Source organism: Meridianimarinicoccus zhengii (assembly GCF_003254465.1).
GTDB classification, from domain to species: Bacteria; Pseudomonadota; Alphaproteobacteria; order Rhodobacterales; family Rhodobacteraceae; genus Meridianimarinicoccus; species Meridianimarinicoccus zhengii.
The window spans coordinates 1-15,436 of the sequence record NZ_QDFI01000030.1; the positions used below are offsets into that span (position 1 = coordinate 1).

Below are 15,436 nucleotides of genomic sequence, written 5' to 3' on the forward strand. Positions count from 1 at the left end.
GGCCGCGATCCGGCGCCGCACCCAGTCTTTGACATCGGTCAGCTTGCCGCGTCCCGGATTGCCCTGCGGCTTTGGCGCAAGCGCGCCAGTCTCGCGCTTGAGCCGCACCATGTCATTGACGAACTTGATGGAAACACACAGGCGCCGCGCCGCCTCGGTGTGCGTGCTGCCTTGCTCAACAAGCAAAACCGCCCGTTCACGTAACTCAACAGGATGCGGCTTACCCATACCTGACCCCCATATCTGCCTCCAGAACAGGGAATCACGGGATGATCGAAATGGGAATCCAGAATCCGATCAGGGGCGACACGCTCTAGCCCGCCGCGTCCTCGAACGAGCGGATGCGGAACACCATCCCGCCATTTCGCCGCCACGAATTGCGGGGCGGACGCCTTCAGGTACAGGCGGAGCGGTCGGTTGAAGCCCCCCATGCGTCCGCTCTGAAAGCCGGGTCACGTTCCGCGGTCAGGTCGCGCGTTGCCGGGGCAACTCCGACCTAGGTGCAAATCGCGACCGGACACTCTGCTTGATGTTGTACCAGAGCTTGGCCATGCCGAGCGGTTCGTAGATCATGAAGATGATGATCAGGGCGCCGAACACGACCTGCTCGGTCGCCGAAATGATCGTCGCGTCGATCGCGCCATGGAACAGGTTGTTCCCGATACTGTTGAGCACGACGGGAAACAGCAGGATGAAGGCCGCCCCGATAAACGCCCCGTTGATCGTGCCCAGCCCGCCGAGAATGACCATGAACAGGATCTTGAAAGACAGCTTGATGTCGAAGGCGACAGGTTCGAGCGACTTCAGATAGGTAAAGGCAAAGAGCGCCCCGGCGACACCGCAGAAGAAAGCCGAGATCGCGAAGGCCTGCAGCTTCGTCCTGAGCAGCGAAATACCCATGGACTCCGCGGCGATATCCATGTCGCGCACTGCCATCCAGTTTCGGCCCGTGCTGCCACGCGTCATGTTGATCGCCAGTATCGTGAGCACCGTTACGACGACCACCACCACCAGATACATCTCGAAGGGCGAGGTGAAGGGCTTGCCGAAGATCAAGATGTCCTGCGCCGTGATGATCCCCGACGTGTCGTAATTCTTGAACCATCCGAACTTGTCGATCATCCAGATGATGAAGAACTGCGAGGCGAGTGTCGCCACCATCAGATAGATACCCCGGACCCGGAGGCTGGGCAGCCCGAAGAGTATGCCGAAGGCCGCCGCGATCAGACCCGAGAGTGCCAGCGCCACGGGAAACGGCAGATAGGGCACGCGCAGGATCAGGTTGAAGCAGGCAAAGGCACCGGCAGCCATGAAACCGGCCGCGCCAAGCGCCAGCTGCCCTGTATAACCCATGACGATCTGCTGCCCGATGGCCGCGAGCGAAAGGCAAAGCCACGGGATCAGGATCGAAGAATACCAGTAGTCGGTCTGGACGACCGTCGGGATGACGACCAGCGCCACCAGCAAGGCAACGACGAGATTGGCGAGGTCGCTTCGCGTGTACCCCATGAAAACGGTCTTCGCGTTCATTTCTCTACCCTATACCCGTCTGATGATCTTCTCGCCGAAGAGACCCTCGGGCCGCCACAGCAGGAAGAGGATGGCCATGACGTAAGGCGCCCAGCCCTCGATCGCGCCGCCGAAATAGGGCCCGACATAGACCTCCAGCACCTTCTCGGTCGCGCCGATGATCAGCCCGCCGATGATCGCGCCGGGGATCGACGAAAAGCCGCCGATGATGAGGACCGGCAGTGCCTTGAGCGCAAGGTCCACCAGCGCGAACTGCACACCCGCGCGGGCGCCCCACATCATGCCTGCCACCAGCGCGACGATGCCTGCCGCAGTCCAGACGAGCAGCATGATGTTGCCGAGCGGAATGCCGATGGAACTGGCCGCGCCCGGATCGTCGGCCACGGCGCGCAGGCCAAGGCCCATCTTCGTATACTTGAACAGAAGTGCGAGCGCGATGATCAGGAACGCGGCAACGAAACCGGCCGTCAGATCGAGTGCGCTGATGAAAAGTCCCGTGCTGTCGATGATCCACTGGATCGGAAAATCGCCGATCCCCAGGTCGAGCCGCCGGACCTCCACGCCCCAGGTCGCCTGCGCGAGCCCTTCGAGCACGAAACCGAGCCCGATGGTGGCCATCAGGAGCGTATCCTCGCTTTGCGTGCGCAAGGGCTTCAGAACCAGCCGTTCGGTGCAGAATCCCACAAGCCCCATCAGCAGGATCGTCACGAAGAACGCGACGACGAAGGGCAGCCCCAGTTCCATGAAGCCGACGAAGGCCAGGACGGCAAAGAACACCATCGCGCCCTGTGCGAAGTTGAACGTCGACGAGGCCTTGTAGATCAGCACGAATCCGAGCGCGACGAGCGAGTACATGGTTCCGGCGAGCAGCCCTGCGACGACGACCTCGATGAAAAACAGGAACTCAGTCATGGGCCACCCCGAGATAGGCGTCGATCACGGCCTGATCGGAGCGGACCTCGTCCGGCGGGCCGTCGCCGATGACCTTTCCGTAGTCGAGCACGACCACGTTGTCCGAGATATCCATGACGACCCCCATGTCGTGTTCGATCAGAACCATGGTGGTGCCGAACTCGTCATTGACCTTGAGGATGAAGCGGCACATTTCGCGCTTTTCCTCGACATTCATGCCGGCCATTGGCTCGTCGAGCAGGAGGATTTCGGCCTCCGTGGCCAGCGCCCGGCCAAGCTCCACCTTTTTCTGCAACCCGTAGGGCAACCGACCGACCGGTGTATCCCGGATATGCGCGATCTCGAGAAACTCGACGATTTCCTCGCAACGCTCGCGGTTTTCCCGTTCCTCGCGTCTGGCCTGCGGTGTCTGGAAGGCGACTTGCAGGAAATTGGCCGACATGTGCAGCTGACGTCCCACGAGGACATTGTCGAGAACGGACATCCGCTTGAACAGGGCGAGGTTCTGGAAGGTTCGCGATATGCCCTTTCGTGCCACGATGTTCGGGCTGATCTTGTCGAGCACTTCGTTCTTCAGGGTGATCGTGCCTTCCTGCGGCTTGTAGATCCCGTTGATGCAGTTGAGCAGGGAGCTCTTGCCGGCGCCGTTTGGTCCGATGATCGCCCTGATCTCGTGCCTGAGAACGTTGAACGAGGTATTCGTGATCGCCTTGACGCCGCCGAAGCTGAGCGAGATGTTCCGGACCTCCAGTATCGGGTCGCCGATCGGAAAGTTTCTGGCCTGCATCATCTGTGTCGTGCTCTTTCTCTGTGCGCGCGTTTCGGCCTAGCCGTGGTGAAGATCCGGGTGCACGGCGCTTTCCTGCCGAAGGACGTCCCGGAAATTCTTCCTGCCTTCCTTGGAAATGCCGAGATACAGATCCCTGACGCTGTCGTCGTTCAGCAGGCTCTCGGCCGTCCCGTGCAGCATCACGTGCCCGGTTTCGATGATGTATCCGTAGTCGGCATTGCGCAGCGCGACGTTGGTGTTCTGTTCCGCAAGCAGGATGCTCACACCTTCGTTCTGGTTGAGTTCGGTCACGATGCGGAAAATCTCGGCCACCAGTTGCGGGGCGAGTCCCATGGAGGGTTCGTCCAGCAGAAGCATCCGGGGCTTCGCCATCATGGCGCGGGCGACAGCGACCATCTGCTGTTCTCCGCCCGAGGTGTAACCGGCCTGGCTCTTGCGTTTGTCCCTCAGGCGATTGAAGTAGCCATAGATCTTTTCCAGCTCGTTCCGCATCTCGGCCTTGGACAGCCTGCGCGAATAGGCACCGGCGATGATGTTCTCCTCCACCGTCAGGTGACCGAAGCAGCGGCGCCCCTCCAGGACCTGCACCATCCCCAGTCCGACCATCTCAGCGGGCGTCTGTCCTTTGACCGGCGTGCCGTCATAGGTGATCGTTCCCTTCGTCACCTTGCCCTTTTCCGACGCAAGCATCGTGGAGATGGCCTTCAGCGTCGTGCTCTTGCCCGCTCCGTTGCCGCCGAGCAGGGCGACGACCTTGCCCCGCGGGACGGTGAGCGAGACATCGTGCAGCGCGGAAATGACATTGTCATAGACGACTTCGATGCTGTCGATTTCCAGGATGTTGTCGGTCGGTACGTTCATCTGGGCGATGCCAATCCATTCTTGCGGTTGGGTGCCGGACGCACTGGCAAAGTCAGTCCGGACGGTGGGGGCCAGGGATGTTCGTTTCCCTGGCCCCGACCATTTGCGCCACAGGGGGCTGGCGCCCCTTCAGCACTCTTTCGGCGTTATGCCATTCTCGCTGGCGAACTTGGCCGCGGACTCCTCCACCAATCCGCGAATGAACGCGGGATCGAGCGGGGCTTCCCAGTCGGTGACCTGCTGGAACTTCTCGCCATCCCACTGCATCATGGCGAACCGTCCCGCGCCCTCGTGGTTTTCGCACGAGATCGCGAAGGGTGCGACCATGCCCCTGATGCCGATTTCCTCAAGACGCTCTACGGTCATGTTGAGCGCCTCGTAGCCGTCGCGGAACTCCGCACCGGTCACGGCCTGCCCGACCTTGCCGTGCATCTCCTGCGCGTTCTTCATCGCCTCGATCCACATGACGGCCGCACCGAGACCCCGGTTCCAGTAGACGGACCCGACCCGGCTTTCATCCGACAGGTTGCCCTGTCCGCTGCCGTAGACCTGTTCCTTGATGGCCGCCACGAGCGGATAGGAATCTCCGGGCAACGCGTTGGCCATCGCATACGTGCCGATCGCCGCGTCACCTGCCGGGTACATGTCTTCCTCGGCTGCACCGAAGGTAACGTAGATCATCCGGTCCCGCGGGAAGTTCACCCGTGCGGCGTTCGTCATGGCGGTGGAGTTCATGCCCGATCCGGCGCCCCAGAATGTGACCCAGTCGGGCTGTTCGCGCCGGATTTGCAGCCATTGGGACTGCTGCTCCAGACCCGGTGGCGGGATCGAGATCTCGACCAGCGTCACGCCCCAATCCTCGGCGATCTGCCGCATCGCGGGAAGCGGTTCGCGGCCATAGGCGCTGTCGATATGAAGGTGCACGATCTTCTTGCCCCTCATGTTCTCGATGCCGCCTTCCTGTTCAGCCATGAACTTCATCTTGACCGCGATCTGCGACCAGTAATGGCTGGCGGCGTTGAACACCCATGGCCAGACCGTGCCATCCGCCGCGTCCGTCCGGCCATAGCCGTATTGCGCCAGAACGACGTTGTCTTCGGCCATCCGGTTGATCACGGCATAGGCGCCGGGCGTTCCGAGCGTGTCGAACACGACGATCCGCTGGCCGTCCTTTTCGAGAAGCCGCTGGTAGCATTCGACGGTCTTGACCGCGTTGTACTCGGTCTCACATTCCTGCCACGTCAGCATGACGCCGTTCACGCCACCGTTCATGTTGACGTAGTTCATGTAGTCGATCTGGGCGCCGTAATAGCCGGTGCCCATGGCGGAATAGGGACCTACCCGGCTGCTGGCGACCGGAAAGTACTGGGTTTCCTGCGCGACCGCAGAATCCGGCAGCGCGAATGTCCACGCCGCCACCATGGCGGCAGCCACCGGCATCAGGCGTATCCGTCGATGCTTCATGTCAGATGTCCTCCCCATTTTTTGCTTTTCACTGAACTCGCTCCGAAAAGGATCGGCGTCCTCCGTGCCGCCGCTCCGGTCAGGGTGTCGTCCGTCATGACGACCCGACCGGCGCGCGACCGACAGTGTCCCTCCCAAAACCCTGCCGCAGCTTCTGCGTTCATGCGGATGCCCCTTGTGCGCGACACATCGGGCATGTCCGTCTAGGACGAAGTGCTAGGATGGAGCCTCCCGGCCTGTCAAACTTTTTTTGTTTTATATCAGCTAGATAAAGCGAATCTGCCGCGCTGCAGAAAGGTCACAAAGTCACCGAAACGCCAGCACCGCAGCGTGCAGAGGGACAATTTGTCCATCTCTCGGCGCGATTTCCGCCGGTCGGCGGACTAATTGTCCGCGGCCGGGAACCACACCGAAAACGTGGCGCCCTTGCCCGGAACGCTGCTGACGCTGATCAGCCCGCCGACCCGTGTCACCAGCGCCTGGCTGATCGACAGACCCAGCCCGGACCCCTTGCCCAGCTTGGTCGTCATGAAGGGGTCGAACACGTTGTCGATCTTGTCCGGCGGAATGCCGGGGCCCGTATCCTCCACCAGGAGCTCGGTGCCCTGCGTGCCGTCGCGCGCCGCTGGCCGGGTCCGGATCGTGAGCGTCCCGCCGGTTCCCATCGCCTGCGTGGCGTTGATGACAAGGTTGACCATGACCTGCTGCAATTCGGTCTCGACGACCCTGAAGCCGGGGCTTGGGCAGTGGTCCACCCGCGTCTCGATCGCGTTCTTGCGTAGGTCGGGCGCAACAAGGATCAGCGCGTCGTCGACGGCCCGGGCCGCATCGACACGGGTCATCACGTCCGACATCTCGTCCGGCCGGGTGAAGTTCAGCAGCTTGCCCACGATGATGTTGATGCGGTGGGTCTGGGCATCGATGAAATCCAGCTCGCTCTTGAACTCCGCCCGCTGCTCGGGGGACAGCCGCAACCGGATGATCTCCAGATTGCCCTGGATGATCGCCACGGGGTTGTTGATCTCGTGCGCCACGCCCGCGGTGATCTCGCCGACCGAGGCCAGCTTCTCGGACATCACGAGTTGTGCGAAGGTGGCCTCCAGCTTGCGATTGGCTTCCTGAAGCTCTGCGGTCCGTTGCGCCACGAGTTCGTTCAGGTTGTTCGCATAGTCCCGCAAGGCGGCATCGCGTTCCTCCACCTGGTCGAGCAGGCGGTCAAGATGCCGGGCGACCGTGTTGATTTCGTCCTGTCCCGACACCGGGCCGATCCGCGCATCGAGCGCACCGGCCTCTGCGCTGGCCATGGTGGCGGTCATCCGTTCCAGCGGCGCGAAGATGCCTCTGGCCAGCCACAGGAACAGCGGCACGGATGCGCCGATCACGGCCACGAATGCCAGGAACAGCGTCAGGATCGTCGCGTTCCGCTGTGCCTTGAAGGGCGCTTCGAGAAACCCGGTATAGAGCATGCCGACGCGATTGCCGGAAATATCGGCAAGCGGGACGTAGCCGGAGATATACCAGTCGTTGACGACGAAGGCCCGGTCGAGCCAGGTCTCCCCATCTTCCATAACGCGCTGCCACACCGCTTCGGATACCCGTGTTCCCAACGCGCGCGATCCTTCGAACAGCCGCACATTTGTCGAAATCCGGACGTCTTCGAGAAACAGGGTCGTGGTTCCGGTCCGCGAGAACGACCCGTCTTCGTCGCGATAGACAAGCGCGTTCATGGTGTCGATCACGCCGAGGTTTCGATTGAGCAGGCGGCCGCCGATCAGAACCTTGCCGCTGCGGGCGGCTCGATGCGCCGCCAGCATCAACATCCCCCGACTTTCCTCGTCGCGCGCGATCGGCCGCGCCGCCTCGGTGGGAACCAGCGGGATGGCGGCTCGGTCGGCCAAGGCGGGCGAAATCGCCGCGAGTTCGGCGGCGGTCAGCAGAGCCACGCTCGTGCTTGGCGCATCGGGCGTCGCGGCGCGGGCCACCTCGCGCGCGGCACGGGGCAGACCTGCGTCGGACGTCCCGACCCACACCATGAAATCGAGCCCGAGTTCGGTGCGCCTGCTTTCGACGAAACCGGCAAGCGCCGCGTCGCCCCGCGACCGCGCCTCATCGAAATCCACGGACTGGGCGGTCGCCGACACCGCAGCGGCCTGCGTCGCCTTGATCTGGTCGAAATACTGTTCTGCCACGCGCAGGTCGCTGGCCACCTTCGCGATCAACAGGTCGTCGTACTTGTTGATCCAGCGCAGCATGGTCACGCCGAGCAGAAGCGGCAGCAGCACGATCAGCGGCAGCAGGGCGATGGCAAGCAACCGCAGCCGGACCGAATGCATCAGGTCACAGGCCCCAGGACCGGCACTTCCGGTCGATGGTCTTGCGCGCGACGCCAAGCCGCCGCGCCGCCTCCGCCCGGTTTCCGTCGCAGGCATCGAGAACCGCAAGGATGTGCCGCCGTTCGACCGACGCCAGATCCTCCACGTCAAGCTCCGTTGCGGTGATCCCCAGCGCGGCCTCGAAATCGCCATGAATCAGGGCGCGTTCGACCGTGTTGCGCAACTCCATGACGTTGCCGGGCCAGTCGTAGGACAGGAACCGCCGCCGCGCCAGGGGCGAGAAGGGGGGAATCTCGATGCCCATCCGCTGCGAAAGCTTCTCGGAGAAGTAGAATGTCAGTTCGACGATGTCGGCCGTCCTGCGGCGCAAGGGCGGCAGCACGATCTCGACCACCGTCAGCAGGTAGAACAGGTCGGCGCGAAACACACGTTCTGCGGCGATATCCCCAAGCGGTTTCGTCGTGGAACTGATGATCCGCATGTCGAACCCGAGGCTGCGGCGCGCGCCCAGCGGGCTGAACCGGCCCGTACTGATGAGTTCCGCCAGGATGTTCTGGCATCCCGCGGACAGCATCTCGACATCTTCGAGATAGAGCGTCCCGCCCGCCGCGCTCAGCAATATGCCTTCGTGCCCGGAGACGGACCCGTCGGCCTGCGGGCCCAGGTGCCCGAACAGACGTTCCTGGAAGACCTGTTCGGTCATGCCATAGCATTGCAGCCAGACGAAGGGATGCGACGCGCGCGGCGATGCGGCATGCAGCATCCGCGCGGCGACCTGCTTGCCTGACCCGACTTCTCCGCGGAACACCACGTTGGCGTGGGACATGGCGGCCTGGTCGATCGCGTGGCAGGCCTTCCGGATCTCGGTGGATGTGCCCAGCAGCGCGTTCCGGTGCTTCAGGATGTCCTTGCTGACTTCAAGCTCGTGGCGCAGGACCGAGTTCTGGCGGCGCAGCCGCGCCCGCTCAAGACTGCGGGCCACGGCGTTCAGCACCTGATTGGACCGGAACGGCTTGAGAAGGAAATCGCTGGCGCCGGCGCGGATCGCCTGGATCGCCGTGTCCAGATCGGCATGCGCGGTGATCAGGATGGCATCGCTGAACAGCCCGATCTGGCCCTGCTCCGCCAGCCAGTCAAGCCCGGTCTTCTCGGGCATGATGTTGTCGAGGATGATCACGTCATAGGCGTTCTCGTCCAGAAGGCGCGCGGCTTCGCGCGTATCTGCCATGACGTCGACCTTCGCGCAGTTGCCGGTCAGGACCTTGGACAGGAAGTTGCGCATGCCCGGCTCGTCATCGATGACAAGCACGGCTGCCTGCGCCAGTTCCTCGCTGAACCCTTTGCTGGCGCCCATCGCCTTGCTTCGCTCGCCGGTGGCGGACAGGGGGCTGGCAGCGACGGGCATCATCACCCGCGTGGGCCTGCGGGCCGCATCGGCGCGGGCGCGCGGCCATGCGGTTCGGGGGCAGGCCGGTGCATCGCGCTGCACGCGTTGCCTGCCCGCGACGCGGCCAGTGCCGCTGCGCCGGGCGATCGTGCGCCGCCGGGTTGCGCGATCACGTGCGGCGACCCGGCGATCTTGGCCTGCGCAATGTAAGCGCCTTCGGCACGGTCGTTTTCCTCCCAAGCGGTTTCGCCAGCCTACGTCGTTCCCGGAATTGGCGTCAACGGAGTCGAGATCCGCGGTTCGCGGGACAAGACCCGTCCTTGGTGCAAGCGCAAGTGCGCCATTGCCGCGAGGCATGGCGCGCCTGTGCACAAACCCGCCGGGGATGGCTGTTTTCGGTCTTGCAACCGGATAGCCGCGTCGCTGCGCGCCAGCACGGCGCTGCGGTTGTTGCTTGCGCACCCGGCGATGACGCTTGGCGCGCCGCAGCCGGGCCGCGTACACAGTTTGTGATGCATGACCGGTACATGGGTTTCGACACCAACCGATGTGTTCCGAGGCAAGGGCTGCCTCGATGCGCTTTGGGGCGCGCGACACGGATCTGGCCGCAATCATCGCGCACTGGCAGCAGGTCGCAAGCCGGGACGTGCTTGCGCTACAGGTCGTGCAGACCCAGTCGGAACGTGGCTCGCGCTCGAAGTGCACCGCGCGTTGCGCGGCATGATGCAGGACGGCAACGGCTACTGGCTAGACCGCATGGCGTTCGGCGCCGATTGCATCGGGAAACATGCGAACAAGGCCGCCCGCCACCTGTATCAGATGCTCGATATCGGGCCGTCCCGCCAGGCCCACCTGCGCCGCATGCCAGTGTGCCGCCCGCGCCGCGCCGTGTTCCAATGTCGGGTGGAAAGGTCCGGCCAATGCATAGGGCGGAATGGGCAGGGACATGGTCATGACGCTGGATGGCTGCGGCTTTCGTTGCTCCTCAGCGTCGGGGCCAACCATGCCGAAATAAAACCGTGTGACCCAGATGCCCCGCGGACTGGTATGGAAGAGCTATCCTTGCCATGTGCCAGGCTCGTTCTGAAAGCCGGGGCGCGCAGGTTCATGGCGGTGTCCCGCGCGCAGCCGGGACCCCGGCTTGCCGATGGCCGCCCGGACAAGCAAGCATCGCGACATGCGGTCGGGGCGCGATCACGGAGCCCCCCTTGGCGACGCGCAAGGCTGATGCCCCGGTGCAATAAGGCTTCCCTGGCTTCGCTTTGAGGGCAATGCCGTGGTGCTTCCGTCGCAGGCTGTGCTACCTTTGAATTTCACCCACCTCCAGCGGCAACTGAAAGAAACGGACAGGCACCCTTGGTTTTCTACGCGCGTCCATCCGGCTTGCGTTCCCCACGATGACAGGATGGCGTTCTCGGGCTGGGCGTAACCTGCTGCGCAAGACCAACGTGCCGGCGCTTCTTGCTTTCCTCGTGGTGGTTGCGGGTTGGATTGCAGCCGAAACCCAGGCACGGAAGAATCATGTCGAAGCGCAACGGGCCACGATCGCAAGTCAGGTGGCCCTGCTGCGTGCGGATCTGGAAGGTGCGGTAAACGGACCGATCCAGCTTGTGCGCGGGTTGATTGCGGCGATTGCGACCGAGCCGGATATGGACCAGGCGCGCTTTGCGGATTTCGCCAGCAGGCTCATCAACAGCGAGCCATCGCTGCGCAACATCGCCGCCGCCCCGGACATGGTCATCCGGATGATGTATCCCGTCGAAGGCAACGAGCAGGCCATCGGCCTTGATTACAACAGTATCCCGGAACAGCGCGACGCAGCCCTGCGCGCGCGTGACCTTGGAAACCTGGTCCTGGCCGGGCCGGTCGACCTGGTCCAGGGCGGCCAGGGCTTCATCGGACGCTTCCCGGTCTTCTTGCAGACGGATAGCGCCCGTCCGGTTTTTTGGGGCCTCGTGTCCGCGGTCATGGATCTCGAGGTGTTGTACGCGCAGGCCGGGCTGCACGACGATCTTCCATTTTCGCTGACGCTCACGGGCCGCGATGCGACCGGCGCGCAAGGGCTCAGGTTTCTCGGGCCCGAGGTCGCGCCGGAAGACATGCCGGTCATCGCCAATGTCCAGTTGCCTGCGGGAACGTGGCAGATTGCGGCGCTGCCGCATGGCGGCTGGAACACCCAACATCCGCAGATATGGACAATCCGTGCATTGCTGGCGTTGGCTGCGGCCCTGATCCTCGTGCCCAGCATCGAGATGGGCCGTTCGATGCTGGCCCGCGAACGCGCCATCGCGGAATTGGAAGCCGCGAACACGGCCCTGCATCATCAGATGCAGGAGCTTGAAACGGCGCGCGCAGCCCAGGCGGCGGCGGAGGTGCAATTGCGCCAGTCGCAGAAGCTGGAGGCCGTGGGCCAACTGACCGGCGGCGTGGCCCATGACTTCAACAACCTGCTGACCGTGATCCTCGGCAATGCCGAGATGCTGACCGACGCATTGAGCGACCGGGATCACTTGCGCGGACTTGCGGAAATGACCGCGGATGCGGCTGAACGCGGGTCCGAACTGACCAGCCGTCTTCTGGCCTTTTCAAGGAAACAGCCCCTGCAGCCCCGCGTGTTGGATGTCGGCCATCAGATCACCAATGGCCTCGAAATGCTTTTGCGCCGCACCTTGCCCGAGTCCATCACCCTCCAGATCGATCGCGGCGAAGGCCTGTGGCTGGCCGAGATCGATCCGAGCCAGCTGGAATCGGCACTTCTGAACATCGTGCTCAACGCCCGTGACGCAATGCCGGACGGGGGGGAGATCAGGATCGCGATACGGAATGCCGAACTGGATGACGATGTCGTGTCGAACGAGCCCGACTTCGAACCCGGCCAGTACGTCTTGATCTCCGTGACGGATTCCGGCCACGGGATGCCGGAGGAAACGTTGTCGCGGGTATTCGAACCCTTCTTCACGACCAAGGAAGTCGGAAGCGGCTCCGGCCTTGGGCTGAGCATGGTCTATGGATTTGTGAAGCAGTCGGGTGGCCATGTCCGCATCCGTTCCGCGCCGGACAAGGGCACGTCGGTGACACTCTACTTTCGGCGGTCGCAGCACGAAGAAGCGGAAAGCGATGTCGACGCCAGCCTTCAGCCGATTTCAGGTGGCTTGGAAACGATACTTGTCGTGGAGGACGATGAACAGGTGCGCGAGCATGTCTGTGCCAACCTGCTTGGACTGGGCTACAAGGTGGTCGAGGCCGAGAACGGTCCGCAGGCAATCGAGATCCTTGAACAGACGCGCGATCTCGACCTGCTCTTCACGGATGTCGTTCTGTCCGGTGGTATGAACGGACGTGAACTCGCCGATATGGCCAAGGCGTTGCGACCCGGTCTGAAGATATTGTTCACCTCTGGATATGCGGAGGATACCATTGTCCATCATGGGCGGCTCGATCCGGACGTGGAACTGCTCAGCAAGCCTTACCGCCGCGCGAAGCTCGCAGAGAAAATTCGCAAGGTGCTGGGGTAACGGATGTATTGCGGGGTCGATGCGGGAAGTGCATTGGCCCGGACAGGCCGCGTTGTTCGAGCATGGCCTTACCCGTTCCTGCTTTCCGAAGTGACAGGGTCCGCGCATTGGCAGTGCATTGGGCGGGCGCGGTCCTTGGGGTCAAGCCACGCGGCCTTCAATAGGGCCGATCGCCGGTTCCATCGGCAAATGCGCGGCGACGCGGATCATCTTGCGCGGCAAGCGGGCCGCTAGTCTATGGTCGGGCCAACAGGCCCCCGAGCAGGCGGTTTCCGAGGGACGGCCTGAAATGGTTCGCATCGATCCAGTCTTCGGGCGTCGCGCGAGGCGCCTTCAGATCGGTGAAAGACGCATTGCAGCCGGGATTGCGCACGACGAAATCCTCGACGAGGGCAGCCAGAACCGGGGTCACGCCTGCCAGCGCCGCAGGCAGCTCCGGTTGCGCGGTCTCGACCACCGGGTTCATGGGCGGCTGGAAAAAGACGACGCGCCGACCGGGTTCCGCCGCGCACCAGGCCCCGAGATCGCCGGACAGGTCGAGAATGTCGTCGGAGCGCTCCCGCAAGACCGAAGGCGGCGGGAGGTTGATCTGGCGCAAAGGGCGATCTGCGTCCGAAAAAGGACTTGCGCAGGAACCAGCTTCAGGCGCTGACGCGTTCCACGCATCGACCGCGGAAAGTTTCCAGACCGCGAGCCAGACGTCCATGGCGCGAGGTCCCATGTCGAAGCTGTTCACCCGGGCTTCGCCAAGCGACAGTTCCAGCACGATGGTCTGGACGCTTGGGTTGTCGCGCGCGGCTTTCCCGGCCCATTGCACGGCATCCTGCATGATCCCGGACGAACGCGAAAAATTGGCAGTGTTCGGCAGGCTGCAGGGGTCGAACCCGTACAGGCTGATGGATGTCCCGATGACCCATGTCTCGGCGTCCGACGCCGCTGCAGTATTCGCCAACCAAGTATTTGCGAGCGCCGGATAGCTGTGAAGCACACGCGGAAGACCCTGCGTCGTTGGAAGCCGATGTCGGCTCTGGTTCAGAACGTCGGCCTGCCGTGTCACGAAGTCCGTGGCGAGAACGCCCAGTAGAAAGATGGCCAGGACCGCGCCCCCGAACCGGACCGGGCCGAGCGGCTCAGAACGCTGCATAGATCACACCGCCGGGGATGGGGGAATCCGAAAGCCAAGCAAGCCACGCGATCAGCCCGAGGAACAAGGCCCAGTGTAGAGTTGGCCGGAAGACAGCCCGCCCTTCCGGCTGCGGAAGGAATCCGAACATCCGCGACGTGTTCGGCGCTGCAAAAGCAATGGCAGCGGCGAGGACAAGGATGGCGGCGACGATCATGTGGTCCGGTGTCGCGGAAAGTGTCGGGCAGGTTTCCATGGTTGGCGCCTGTTCGGTGAAGAACATGGTAAGGCCGCGCATGTCGGCGAAGCCGGCCAGCACGGTCAGTGCGGATGTCGCGTCGCCGCTCCGGAAGAACACGATTGTCACGGAGGCGAAACCGACGCAGGTTGCGACGCCGCCCAGACGTGCAAGCCGGCCTGGCGCGCCCGCGCTGTCACGGCCGCGCAGGCGCAGCAAGGCCGCGGCGATCACCGCGCCAGCCGTCACGACACTGATCGCGAAGGCCGTCCAGTTCGCGGTGTGCCACAGCATCACCAACACGAATGTCGCGCATACCGAGATGATCCACGCCGCCAAGCGCCGCCGCACGGCCGACTGGAACGGCAATGCGCGCGACAGCGCCTTCTGCACGTGCACGAAGAAATAGTCCCGCGCAAAGAGCATAAAGGACATGTGCCAGCGCATGACGTAGTCGCCCAGACGGTGCGCCTTGAGCGGGCTGTCGAAATTCGGCGACAGCCGCAGGCCGAAGAACAGGGCAAGTCCGATGGCGATATCCGAATAGCCGGAAAAGTTGTAGTAGAGTTCCAGCAGGAAGCCGAAACTTGCAACGACAGCTTCGGGCAGGCAGGCGGCGGTGCCGTCCGCCGCCGCGGCATAGATCGGTACCGTAAGCGCGCTGATCTGCCCTGCGAAGAACCGCAGCTTGAAGGCGCCGATGATGACGAGCGCAAGCGCAGCCATCAGGCACCCGGTATCGATCTTCTGGCGCGACAGCGCGGCGAGTTGCGGCTGGAGCCCGCGATACGGCGTGATCGGACCGGCGGGAAGATGCGCGAAGAAGGTCGAGAAAAGAAGATACTGTGGCAGCGGCGCGTCCGGTGTTCGGCCCTCGTGCCGGTCGATCAGATAGGTGATCTGCTTGAACGCATAGAAGGACAGCCCAAGCGGCATGCCGGCGACCAGAAAGAGCGAGCCGGTATCGGACAACGTGACGGGATTGATCTTGAACCACGCGACGCTTGCGATGTTCGCGGCGATGCCCAAGGCCAGGATGGCCGTCCGTTCGCGGGGGTACGCGGCCATCGCGCTGGCGCAGGCGCGGTTTACGCAGATGCTGACAACGATCACGGCAAGGCTCAGGGCCGAGGTCGCGGCCAGGAAAGCCAGGGACATCCCCACAAGGAACGGCACGCTCCAGCCCGGCGCAAACCGCCGCAGCAGGAAGAAGCCTGCAAGCGATGCGGGCATGAAGCCGAACAGGAACGGCGCCGACAGAAACACCATGCGATCCGGTTCCC

General features: G+C 63.4%; 12 protein-coding genes and 1 pseudogene. 2 read left to right on the top strand and 11 right to left on the bottom strand.

Annotated elements, in window-relative coordinates; translation table 11 throughout:
* The 9 genes and pseudogenes from DDE13_RS11115 to DDE13_RS11155 all read right to left on the bottom strand — a co-directional run.
* Positions 1-228, bottom strand: a pseudogene (locus tag DDE13_RS11115) (helix-turn-helix domain-containing protein); the annotation flags it as partial.
* Positions 229-465: 237 nt separating this feature from the next.
* On the bottom strand, positions 466-1,530 hold the full coding sequence (locus tag DDE13_RS11120) for a branched-chain amino acid ABC transporter permease (protein ID WP_111404159.1): 1,065 nt from the start codon (positions 1,528-1,530) through the stop codon (positions 466-468).
* 9 nt (positions 1,531-1,539) lie between these two features.
* Complete coding sequence (locus DDE13_RS11125; RefSeq protein ID WP_111404160.1) at positions 1,540-2,442, bottom strand: branched-chain amino acid ABC transporter permease; 903 nt, start codon at positions 2,440-2,442, stop codon at positions 1,540-1,542.
* Positions 2,435-3,232 (bottom strand): ABC transporter ATP-binding protein, encoded by a 798-nt coding sequence (locus DDE13_RS11130; protein ID WP_111404161.1) that lies wholly within the window; start codon positions 3,230-3,232, stop codon positions 2,435-2,437. The genes DDE13_RS11125 and DDE13_RS11130 overlap by 8 nt, the downstream gene beginning before the upstream one ends.
* A 36-nt stretch (positions 3,233-3,268) precedes the next feature.
* Complete coding sequence (locus DDE13_RS11135; RefSeq protein WP_111404162.1) at positions 3,269-4,093, bottom strand: ABC transporter ATP-binding protein; 825 nt, start codon at positions 4,091-4,093, stop codon at positions 3,269-3,271.
* Between the two features lie 129 nt (positions 4,094-4,222).
* A complete protein-coding gene (locus DDE13_RS11140; RefSeq protein ID WP_111404163.1) occupies positions 4,223-5,557 on the bottom strand; it encodes an ABC transporter substrate-binding protein in 1,335 nt (444 codons plus the stop codon).
* Between the two features lie 383 nt (positions 5,558-5,940).
* The gene (locus DDE13_RS11145) at positions 5,941-7,890 is read right to left on the bottom strand and encodes a sensor histidine kinase (protein WP_111404164.1); all 1,950 of its coding nucleotides are present in this window, start codon (positions 7,888-7,890) and stop codon (positions 5,941-5,943) included.
* 4 nt (positions 7,891-7,894) lie between these two features.
* Positions 7,895-9,244, bottom strand: a complete 1,350-nt coding sequence (locus DDE13_RS11150) for a sigma-54-dependent transcriptional regulator (protein WP_111404221.1) — start codon at positions 9,242-9,244, stop codon at positions 7,895-7,897.
* A 780-nt stretch (positions 9,245-10,024) separates the two neighbouring features.
* A complete protein-coding gene (locus DDE13_RS11155; protein WP_162630955.1) occupies positions 10,025-10,282 on the bottom strand; it encodes a hypothetical protein in 258 nt (85 codons plus the stop codon).
* Between the two features lie 392 nt (positions 10,283-10,674).
* Between DDE13_RS11155 and DDE13_RS11160 the strand changes: the two genes are divergently transcribed.
* Positions 10,675-12,792: an ATP-binding protein gene (locus tag DDE13_RS11160; protein WP_111404166.1), complete on the top strand. Its 2,118-nt coding sequence runs from the start codon at positions 10,675-10,677 to the stop codon at positions 12,790-12,792.
* Positions 12,793-13,027: 235 nt separating this feature from the next.
* Here DDE13_RS11160 and DDE13_RS22845 read toward each other — a convergent pair whose 3' ends face one another.
* Positions 13,028-13,528, bottom strand: a complete 501-nt coding sequence (locus DDE13_RS22845; RefSeq protein WP_162630956.1) for a hypothetical protein — start codon at positions 13,526-13,528, stop codon at positions 13,028-13,030.
* Here DDE13_RS22845 and DDE13_RS22850 point away from each other — a divergent pair.
* Complete coding sequence (locus DDE13_RS22850) at positions 13,512-13,769, top strand: hypothetical protein (RefSeq protein ID WP_162630957.1); 258 nt, start codon at positions 13,512-13,514, stop codon at positions 13,767-13,769. The genes DDE13_RS22845 and DDE13_RS22850 overlap by 17 nt on opposite strands.
* 153 nt (positions 13,770-13,922) lie before the next feature.
* Here the strand turns inward: DDE13_RS22850 and DDE13_RS11170 are convergent, their stop codons facing one another.
* Positions 13,923-15,422 (bottom strand): MBOAT family O-acyltransferase, encoded by a 1,500-nt coding sequence (locus DDE13_RS11170; RefSeq protein ID WP_111404168.1) that lies wholly within the window; start codon positions 15,420-15,422, stop codon positions 13,923-13,925.
* Positions 15,423-15,436: the final 14 nt, after the last annotated feature.

Coding starts and splice junctions, on each gene's coding strand:
- DDE13_RS11120 (WP_111404159.1), bottom strand. CDS start 1,530: ATGAACGCGAAGACCGTTTTCATGGGGTACACGCGAAGCGACCTCGCC.
- DDE13_RS11125 (WP_111404160.1), bottom strand. CDS start 2,442: ATGACTGAGTTCCTGTTTTTCATCGAGGTCGTCGTCGCAGGGCTGCTC.
- DDE13_RS11130 (WP_111404161.1), bottom strand. CDS start 3,232: ATGATGCAGGCCAGAAACTTTCCGATCGGCGACCCGATACTGGAGGTC.
- DDE13_RS11135 (WP_111404162.1), bottom strand. CDS start 4,093: ATGAACGTACCGACCGACAACATCCTGGAAATCGACAGCATCGAAGTC.
- DDE13_RS11140 (WP_111404163.1), bottom strand. CDS start 5,557: ATGAAGCATCGACGGATACGCCTGATGCCGGTGGCTGCCGCCATGGTG.
- DDE13_RS11145 (WP_111404164.1), bottom strand. CDS start 7,890: ATGCATTCGGTCCGGCTGCGGTTGCTTGCCATCGCCCTGCTGCCGCTG.
- DDE13_RS11150 (WP_111404221.1), bottom strand. CDS start 9,244: ATGGGCGCCAGCAAAGGGTTCAGCGAGGAACTGGCGCAGGCAGCCGTG.
- DDE13_RS11155 (WP_162630955.1), bottom strand. CDS start 10,282: ATGGTTGGCCCCGACGCTGAGGAGCAACGAAAGCCGCAGCCATCCAGC.
- DDE13_RS11160 (WP_111404166.1), top strand. CDS start 10,675: ATGACAGGATGGCGTTCTCGGGCTGGGCGTAACCTGCTGCGCAAGACC.
- DDE13_RS22850 (WP_162630957.1), top strand. CDS start 13,512: ATGTCGAAGCTGTTCACCCGGGCTTCGCCAAGCGACAGTTCCAGCACG.
- DDE13_RS11170 (WP_111404168.1), bottom strand. CDS start 15,422: ATGGTGTTTCTGTCGGCGCCGTTCCTGTTCGGCTTCATGCCCGCATCG.